The organism is Nocardia tenerifensis NBRC 101015 (assembly GCF_000308715.1).
Classification (GTDB): domain Bacteria; phylum Actinomycetota; class Actinomycetes; order Mycobacteriales; family Mycobacteriaceae; genus Nocardia; species Nocardia tenerifensis.
In genome coordinates this window covers 1-8120 of record NZ_BAGH01000029.1, presented here as the reverse complement: position 1 = coordinate 8120, position 8120 = coordinate 1, and the positions used below count along the sequence as shown (strand labels likewise).

Below are 8120 nucleotides of genomic sequence, written 5' to 3'. Positions count from 1 at the left end.
CCGGCCTGCCGCTCTCGCAGCGCTACATCGACAGCACCATGACCGTCGAAACCCGTTGGGCCAAGCTGCAAGTCGTGGACTACCTGCCGCACGACGTGCCCGCCACGCGGACCGACCTGACCCGGGTGATCACCGGCGACGCCAAGGCCGTCGTCACCTTCGCGCCGCGACCGGAGTTCGGTCAGGTGCCGGTGAGCATCGAGGCCACCGAGAACGGGCTGCGGGTGCTCGGCACCAACGACCCGACGGTGCTGCGCTCCCCCGGGCTCACCTGGGAGATCATCAGCGACGGCACGCACGACTCCGCGCGCGCGGTCGTCGACCCGTCCAAGGGCCCGATCGTGCTGGAAATGCGTTGCGGCACCTCCGATCTCAAGCCGGCCAAGACCGACGAACTGGAGCGGCGCCGCGCGGCGGAGAACTACTGGTTGCAGTGGGCGAGCACGCTGACGCTGCCGCAGCTGAAGCCGGACCTGATGAAGCGCTCGGCGCTGACCCTGCGCGGCCTCGTGCACGCGCCCTCCGGGTCCATTCTGGCCGCGGCCACCACCTCGCTGCCCGAGGACATCGGCGGCGTGCGCAACTGGGACTACCGCTACTGCTGGCTGCGCGACGCGTCGCTGACCGCGCAGGCGCTGGTCTCGCTGGGATCGCTGGAGGAGGCCGAGCAGTTCCTCGGCTGGGTGCACCGGGTGCTCGAGACCCTGCCCGGACCCGAGCGGCTGCACCCGCTGTACACGCTGTACGGCGAGACGCTGCCCCCGGAGGCCGTGATCGATCAGCTGCCCGGGTACGCGGGCTCGCGTCCGGTCCGCGTCGGCAACGCGGCCAATATGCAGGTGCAGCTGGACGTGTTCGGCCCGATCGTCGATCTCATCGCGACCCTCGCGCACGCGCGGGAGGTCAAGGGCATCACCGATCCCGCCCAGGCGCTGCCGGACGCGGACTGGGAGTTGGTGCGCGCCATGGTCTCCGCCGTGCAGCGGCGCTGGCAGGAGCCCGACCACGGCATCTGGGAGATCCGCGGCAACCCGCGCCACCACGTGTACTCGAAGGTGATGGGCTGGCTGACCGTCGACCGGGCGCTCACCCTCGCGCGCAAGTTCGGCCGCGAGATCGACCCGGCCTGGGCGACGCTGCGCGACACCATCGCCGACGAGGTGAAGGCCAAGGGCTGGAACGACGAGGTCCAGTCCTACACCGCGGCCTACGACGGCACCGACCTGGACGCGGCGACCCTGCACATCGGGCTGAGCGGACTGATCGACCCGTCCGATCCGCGCTTCGCCGCGACCGTCGTCGCGACCGAGGCCGAGCTGCGCAGCGGCTCGACGGTGTACCGGTACCACCACGACGACGGCCTGCCCGGCGGCGAGGGCGGCTTCCACCTCTGCGCGGCCTGGCTGGTCGAGGCGTACCTGCTCATCGGCAAGCGTTCGGACGCCGAGGCGTTGTTCGCTCAGCTGGTGGACGTGGCGGGGCCGACCGGACTGCTCAGCGAGGAGTACGACCCGGTCGCCGAGCGATCGCTCGGCAACCACCCGCAGGCCTACAGCCACCTCGGCCTGCTGCGCTGCGCGCAGCTGCTGGGGCAGCCGGTGGAGGCGCTCGTCTAACCGGATTCATCGCACGTTTCTCCCGGGCCCGTCGGCGGCCGAGCGCGCACGCGCTCCCGCCGACGGGCCTGGGCTCGTCTCGGCGGCGCGCGGTTGCTAAAGTGAAACAGAAACCATTTCCATTAAGCTGCGTTGTGTCACCCGCTCGAGTGCGTCACCAGCTGTAGAGCGTCACAGGAGTACCCCGCGTGAAGACAAGCACTGCCAAACGGCTCGTCGGCGCCGCAGCGGGGGTTGTCGCCGCGCTCTCGCTCGTCGCCTGCGGTGACGACGCGAAGGCGTCGGGCAAGCCGACCGTGGTCGCCTCCACCAATGTCTGGGGCGATATCGCCGCGACGATCGCCGGGCCGGACGCCACGGTCGAGTCGATCATCAGCGATCCGTCCGCCGATCCGCACTCCCACGAGACCTCGGCCGTCGAGTCCGCCAAGCTGCGCGACGCGGACCTGGTCGTCTACAACGGCGGCGGCTACGACGAGTTCGCGGAGAAGGCCGTGGCCGGGCGGGACAAGCGCACCGTGGACGCGTTCGAGGCCCGCCCCGACAAGAGCGACTCGAACGAGCACGTCTTCTACGACATGGGCACCGTCGCCGCGGTCGCCGACCGCATCGCGGGCAGCCTGGGCGAACTGGCCCCGGCCGCCGCGAGCGGCTTCACCGAGCGCGCCGCCGCCTTCAAGACCGGGCTGGCCGGAATCACCGCCACCGCAGGCAAACTCGCCGCCGAGCACCCGAAAACCCCTGTGGTGCAGACCGAACCGCTGGCGCACTACCTGCTGCGCGCCGCGGGTGTGGAGGATCGCACGCCGCACGAGTTCCAGGAGGCGATCGAGCAGGAGACCGATCCCGCGCCCGCCACGGTCGCCGCGACCCGGGAGTTGTTGACCGGCAAGCAGGTTCGCGCGCTCGTGTACAACGTGCAGACCCAGGACAAGATCACCAAGGACCTGCGCGCGGTGGCGCAGTCGAGCGGGCTGCCGGTCGTCGAGGTGTCCGAAACCCTGCCCGCCGGAGCGGATTTCCTACAGTGGCAGACCAGCAACGCCGAGGCGCTCAGCGCGGCACTGAGATGAGCAGCACCGTGCGCGACCAGGAACCAGCGCTGACCGAGCGCGTCGAGCGGCGGGCGCCGTCGGACGCCGCGGCGGTCCGGCTAGACGGGGCGCGGCTGTCCTTCGGCGATCGCACGCTCTGGCAGGACCTGGATCTCGAGGTGGCGCCGGGTGAGTTCGTCGCGGTGCTCGGCCCGAACGGCTCCGGCAAGACCTCGCTGCTGAAGGTGCTGCTCGGCCAGCTCGGGCTCGGCGCGGGCACCGCCCGGATCGCCGGCGCGCCCGCGCGGACCGGCAACCCGGACATCGGCTATGTGCCGCAACAGAAGACGATCGACGCCGGGGTGCAGCTGCGCGGGGTCGATCTCGTCGGGCTCGGCTACGACGGCCACCGCTGGGGGCTCGGCCTCCGGGCGCGCGCCGAGCGCAGGCGCAGGGTCGCGGCGGCCATCGCCGAGGTCGGCGCGGAGCGGTTCGCGCACGCGCCGTTGGAGACGATGTCCGGCGGCGAGCAGCAGCGGCTGCGGGTGGCGCAGGCGCTGGTGGGCGATCCGAAGGTGCTGCTCTGCGACGAGCCGCTGCTCAGCCTGGACCTGGCCAACCAGCGCCTGGTGGCGGAGCTGATCGACAAGCGACGTCGAACCCACGACACCGCCGTGCTTTTCGTGACCCACGAGATCAATCCGATTCTGCCGCTGGTGGATCGGGTGCTGTACCTGGTGGACGGGCGGTTCCGGATCGGGACGCCGGAGCAGGTGATGACCTCCGAGGTGCTCTCGGAGCTCTACCGGACCCAGGTCGACGTGCTGCGGGTGCGCGGGCGGCTGGTGGTGGTCGGGACGGGCGACACGATGGACGCGCTCGGCTCCGCCGGGGCGCACTGCCACGGCGCGGACAGCGGCCGTGCCCCGGAAAACGCCGCCCCCGAACAGGATTCGAGTGTGGCATGACCGACAAACTGTCCGACGTGCTCGGCAAGATGTTCGACTTCGCCACCACCGCCAACCTGCTCTCCTACGACTTCGTCCAGCAGGCGGTGCTCGCCGCCGCGCTGCTCGGGCTGCTGTCGGGGGTGATCGGCCCGCTGATCATCAGCAGGCAGATGTCGTTCGCCGTGCACGGCACCAGCGAGCTGTCGCTGACCGGCGCGGCCGCGGCGCTGCTCGCCGGGATCGGCGTCGGCGTCGGCGCCATCGCCGGCTCGGTGGTCGCGGCGGTGCTGTTCGGCCTGTTGGGAACGCGGGCCCGCGAACGCGATTCGGTGATCGCGGTGGTGTTGTCGTTCGGGCTCGGGCTGTCCGTGCTGTTCCTGTGGCTCGGCCCCGATCGGGCCGGATCGAAGTTCTCGCTGCTGACCGGGCAGGTGGTCAGCGTCGGCAACGGCGGGATCACGCTGCTCGCGGCCTGCACCGTCGGCGTGCTCGCGGTGCTGGCGCTCGTCTACCGGCCGCTGCTGTTCGCCAGCTCCGATCCGGAAGTGGCGGTGGCGCGCGGGGTTCCGGTGCGGGCGCTGTCGATCGTGTTCGCGGTGCTGCTCGGCATCACGGCGGCGTTCGGGGTGCAGATCGTCGGCGCCTTGCTCGTGCTCGCGCTGTTGATCACGCCCGCCGCCGCGGCCGCGCAGCTGACCGCTAATCCGGTGCGGGCCACCGTCCTCGCGGTCGTCTTCGCCGAGATCGCCGCCGTGGGCGGCATTCTGCTCTCGCTGGCGCCCGGCGTCCCGGTCTCCACCTTCGTCACGACGATCTCCTTCCTGATCTACCTGGCGTGCCGGGTGGTCGGCACCCGGCGGCGCCGGCTCGCGCTCGCCCGCTGAGCGCGTCGGCCTCACGCAAGCTGCTCGACCCGGTAGCGCAGCAGCACGTTGCCGGAGTCGTAGAACGTGCGGGTGTCGATGGGGTGCAGGCCCGCGACGTTCGCGGAGAACAGCGGGGTGCCCGCGCCCACCGGCGTCGCGCCGACCATGAGGTGGAGCTCGTCGACCAGGCCGTGGGCCAGCAGGTCGTGCCACAGCACCCGGCTGGCGAAAACGACGATGTCCCCGCCGTTTTCGGCCTTCAGCGCGCGCACCTTCGCGTGCGCGTCGGCCCGCGCGACGATGGTGGTGTTGTCCGCCCACGGGTGTCCGGCCGCCGGGCGGGTGGCGTGGTCGGCGACGACGACCTTGTCGATGGCGTTGTAGCGCTTGGCGAACGCCTGATTGGTCGCCGAGGCGGCAGGGTCTTGGGCGACACCCGGCCAAAAGCCTTGGAACAGCGCGTACGAGCCGCCGCCGAGCAGCACGGTGTCGGCGGTCTCGATGCGCTCGAGGTTGTAGCGGTCGAAGGCCGCGTCCATCGGCAGGGCCATGACATTGCCGCCGGGGCCCTCGTAGCAGCCGTCCAGCGACATGATGTTGACGACGATGACTTTACGCATTTCTTTGGTTCCTTCCGGTTTTCGCGAGCCGGGGCGGCGCGTACGGACAGGTCGGAACATGGCTGCGGATCTCTACGCATCCCCGCCACGGTCTGCATAACGTTCGGATAACGGCCCGGATCACTCTTTGAGGGCGGGTGCCTTCAGTCACTCGGGCCCCGTTTCGTATGCTCGACGCACGCACCCCCGAACGATTGGTGACCATCGATGATCGACTTCTCGCTGCCCGCCGAGCTAGCCGCCGAACGCGACCGCGTACGCCGGTTCGTCGTCGACAAGATCGTCCCGTTCGAGCGGGATCCCCGGCTCACCGCGCACGGCCCGACCGACGAGCTGCGGCAGGAACTGGTCGAGCTGGCGCGCGCCGAGAAGCTGCTCACCGTGCAGGCGCCGGAGTCGCTCGGCGGGCGGGGGCTCTCGCACATCGAGCAGGCGGTGATCTACGAGGCGGCGGGCTGGTCCACCCTCGGCCCGATCGCGATGAACTGCGCGGCGCCCGACGAGGGCAATATGTTCCTGCTGTCCAAGGTGGCCAACCCCGAACAGGTCGAGCGCCACCTCGCGCCCATGGTCGCCGGGCAGCATCGCTCGGTGTTCGCCATGACCGAGCCCGACGGCGCGGGCTCGGATCCCGGCCAGCTCGCCACCACCGCGACTTTCGACGGCGAGAACTTCACCGTCAACGGACGTAAATGGCTGATCACCGGCGCCAACGGCGCCAAGACGTGGATCATCATGGCGCGCCTGGCCGACAACCCGCACCTGCCCGCCGGCCCGACATTGTTCCTCACCGACGGCGATCAGCCCGGCATCGTCATCGAGCGCACGATGAACACGATGGACCGCAACTACGTGGCCGGACACGGCGTCGTCCGCTTCGACAACCTCACGCTGCCGCGCTCGGCGCTGCTCGGCGACGCCGGTCAGGCGCTGCGCTACGCCCAGCTGCGGCTGGCCCCGGCCCGGCTCACCCACTGCATGCGCTGGCTCGGCGCGGCCGAGCGGGCGCAGAGCATCGCGGTGGCGCACGCGCGCACCCGCACCGCGTTCGGCAAGCCGATCGGCGAGCACGAGGGCGTCTCGTTCATGTTGGCCGACAACGAGATCGCGCTGCATCAGTGCCGGCTGACCATCTGGCACGCGTGCTGGCTGATGGACAACGGCGAGAAGGCGCGGCACGAGAGCTCGATCGCCAAGTCCTACGTCTCCGAGGAGCTGTTCAAGGTGGCCGACCGGTGCGTGCAGGTGCTCGGCGGCATCGGCATCAGCGACGAGACGGTGGTGGAGATGATCTTCCGCGATATCCGCGCGTTCCGCCTGTACGACGGGCCCACCGAGGTGCACAAGTACGCGATCGGACGCAAAGTACTGCGCGCCTGAGCGAGGTTTTTCGGGCCGGGGCCGGGGCGGGAACTCCTCGACTACCATCGCTGGCATGAGTTCGGAACTGCACGTCGATGTCGCCGCGGGCATCGCCGTGCTCACGCTCAACCGGCCCGCCCAGCAGAATGCCTTCACCCCGGCGATGGCCGCCGAACTGAGCGCCGCGTTGCAGCGCTGCGACGACGAGGACAACATCCGGGTCGTCGTGATCACCGGCACCCCGCCCGCGTTCTGCGCGGGCGCCGACCTGTCCAGCCGCGTCGGCGACGTGAGCGCCACCATCGAGCCCGCGCCCTGGCGGGTGCGCAAGCCGGTGATCGCCGCGGTGAACGGCCACGCGGTCGGCATCGGACTCGCCCTCGCGCTGCAGTGCGACCTGCGCTACATGGCGCAGGACGCGGTCTACGGGCTCAACCAGGTGCGGCGCGGCGTGCTCGCCGACGGCTACGCGCACTGGACCCTGCCCCGGCTGATCGGCATGGCCAACGCCGCGGACATCATGCTGACCGGCCGCACCTTCGACGGCGACGAGGCCAAGGCGATGGGCCTGGCCAACGCGTGCCTGCCCGGCGGCGAGGTGCTGCCGATGGCGCTGGCCGTCGCGCACGACATCGTCAACGGGTCGGCGCCGCTGCCGGTGGCGATGTCCAAGCGGCTGCTGTGGGAGGGGCTCGGGATGACCCCGGCCATGGTCGGGCAGCTGGAGACCGACCTGAACGCGCACGTCAGCAAGAGCATCGACGGCGGCGAGGCGATGGTGGCGTTCAAGGAGCGCAGGCAGCCCAAGTGGACCGGCAGCGTCAGCGAGGAGTGGCCGGCCTGGGACGACAAGGACGACCAGGAGCGCCCCAGCCTCGATTAGGCGTTGCCGCCGAGCAGGATCAGCAGGTAGAGCACCGCGAAGATGATCATCAGGACGGTGCCGATGATGCCGAGGATGTACCCGACCACCACCTGCACGCGCCCGCCGTAGGCGCCGTTGGATTCCTCGATCTGGTCCAGGGCGCGCTTGCCCATCGCCCACGCCACCGGCCCGAGCACACCGCAGCAGAGCACGCTGGCCGCGCCGAGCCAGAGCACCGCCGTCGCGTTCGGATGCTCGACCGGGCTCCCGATGGGCTGATTGGGTATGACCACGAGCCGAATTCTACGGGGCTCGACCGCTTTTCCGTGACTATTACCGGTGGCGGTGCGCCCTGGCACGTTTCGTGCCGGACCACCTCCCGCGCGTCGGGCGCGTCCGACGAGTTACCCTAGTTCTCGCAAAATCCGTTGCGGTGCAGCGTTTTTCGAGCCGAAGTCAGGACCGGCGCTGGCGGGCGATCTCGGCGAGGACCACCCCGGCGGCGACCGAGGCGTTGAGGGACTCGACCGGCCCCGCCATCGGGATGCTGAGGATCGAGTCGCAGTTCTCGCGGACGAGCCGGGACAGGCCCTTGCCCTCCGAGCCGACCACGATGACCGTGGGCTCACGGCCGTCGAAGTCGTCGAGGGTGGCGTCGCCGCCCGCGTCCAGACCGACCACCTGGATGCCCTTGGCGGCCCAATCCTTCAGCGTGCGAGTCAGATTCGTGGCGCGCGCGACGGGCAGCCGGGCCGCCGCGCCCGCGCTGGTCCGCCACGCGACGGCGGTGACGCTCGCGCTGCGGCG

The 8120-nt window shown here is 70.6% G+C and carries 9 protein-coding genes; 6 read left to right on the top strand and 3 right to left on the bottom strand.

Features of this window, described 5'->3' with window-relative positions:
• The 4 genes from ON39_RS02390 to ON39_RS02375 form a co-directional block, all read left to right on the top strand.
• On the top strand, window positions 1-1616 hold a 1616-nt coding region (locus tag ON39_RS02390), incomplete at its 5' end, for a glycoside hydrolase family 15 protein (protein ID WP_040730338.1).
• A gap of 188 nt (window positions 1617-1804) precedes the next feature.
• Complete coding sequence (locus ON39_RS02385; RefSeq protein ID WP_040730337.1) at window positions 1805-2689, top strand: metal ABC transporter solute-binding protein, Zn/Mn family; 885 nt, start codon at window positions 1805-1807, stop codon at window positions 2687-2689.
• Window positions 2686-3618 (top strand): metal ABC transporter ATP-binding protein, encoded by a 933-nt coding sequence (locus tag ON39_RS02380; protein WP_063713293.1) that lies wholly within the window; start codon window positions 2686-2688, stop codon window positions 3616-3618. Before ON39_RS02385 ends, ON39_RS02380 begins: the two co-directional genes overlap by 4 nt.
• Entirely contained in the window at window positions 3615-4484 is an 870-nt protein-coding gene (locus ON39_RS02375; RefSeq protein WP_040730336.1) for a metal ABC transporter permease, read from the top strand. The genes ON39_RS02380 and ON39_RS02375 overlap by 4 nt, the downstream gene beginning before the upstream one ends.
• Window positions 4485-4495: 11 nt before the next feature.
• On the opposite strand, the gene ON39_RS02370 is transcribed toward ON39_RS02375, so the two are convergent.
• Window positions 4496-5086, bottom strand: coding sequence for a dihydrofolate reductase family protein (locus ON39_RS02370; RefSeq protein ID WP_040730335.1), 591 nt, complete (start codon window positions 5084-5086; stop codon window positions 4496-4498).
• A gap of 207 nt (window positions 5087-5293) precedes the next feature.
• On the opposite strand from ON39_RS02370, the gene ON39_RS02365 reads away from it, so the two are divergent.
• Both ON39_RS02365 and ON39_RS02360 read left to right on the top strand, forming a co-directional pair.
• A complete protein-coding gene (locus ON39_RS02365; RefSeq protein ID WP_040730334.1) occupies window positions 5294-6466 on the top strand; it encodes an acyl-CoA dehydrogenase family protein in 1173 nt (390 codons plus the stop codon).
• Window positions 6467-6521: 55 nt separating this feature from the next.
• Window positions 6522-7331 carry an enoyl-CoA hydratase/isomerase family protein gene (locus ON39_RS02360; protein WP_040730333.1) on the top strand — a complete coding sequence of 270 codons (810 nt, stop codon included), beginning with the start codon at window positions 6522-6524 and terminating at the stop codon, window positions 7329-7331.
• Here the strand turns inward: ON39_RS02360 and ON39_RS02355 are convergent.
• Both ON39_RS02355 and ON39_RS02350 read right to left on the bottom strand, forming a co-directional pair.
• Window positions 7328-7606: a DUF4190 domain-containing protein gene (locus ON39_RS02355; protein WP_040730331.1), complete on the bottom strand. Its 279-nt coding sequence runs from the start codon at window positions 7604-7606 to the stop codon at window positions 7328-7330. The two genes, ON39_RS02360 and ON39_RS02355, sit on opposite strands and share 4 nt — an antisense overlap.
• A gap of 163 nt (window positions 7607-7769) precedes the next feature.
• Window positions 7770-8120 (bottom strand): TrmH family RNA methyltransferase (locus ON39_RS02350; RefSeq protein WP_040730329.1); only part of this gene is annotated, 351 nt, incomplete at its 5' end.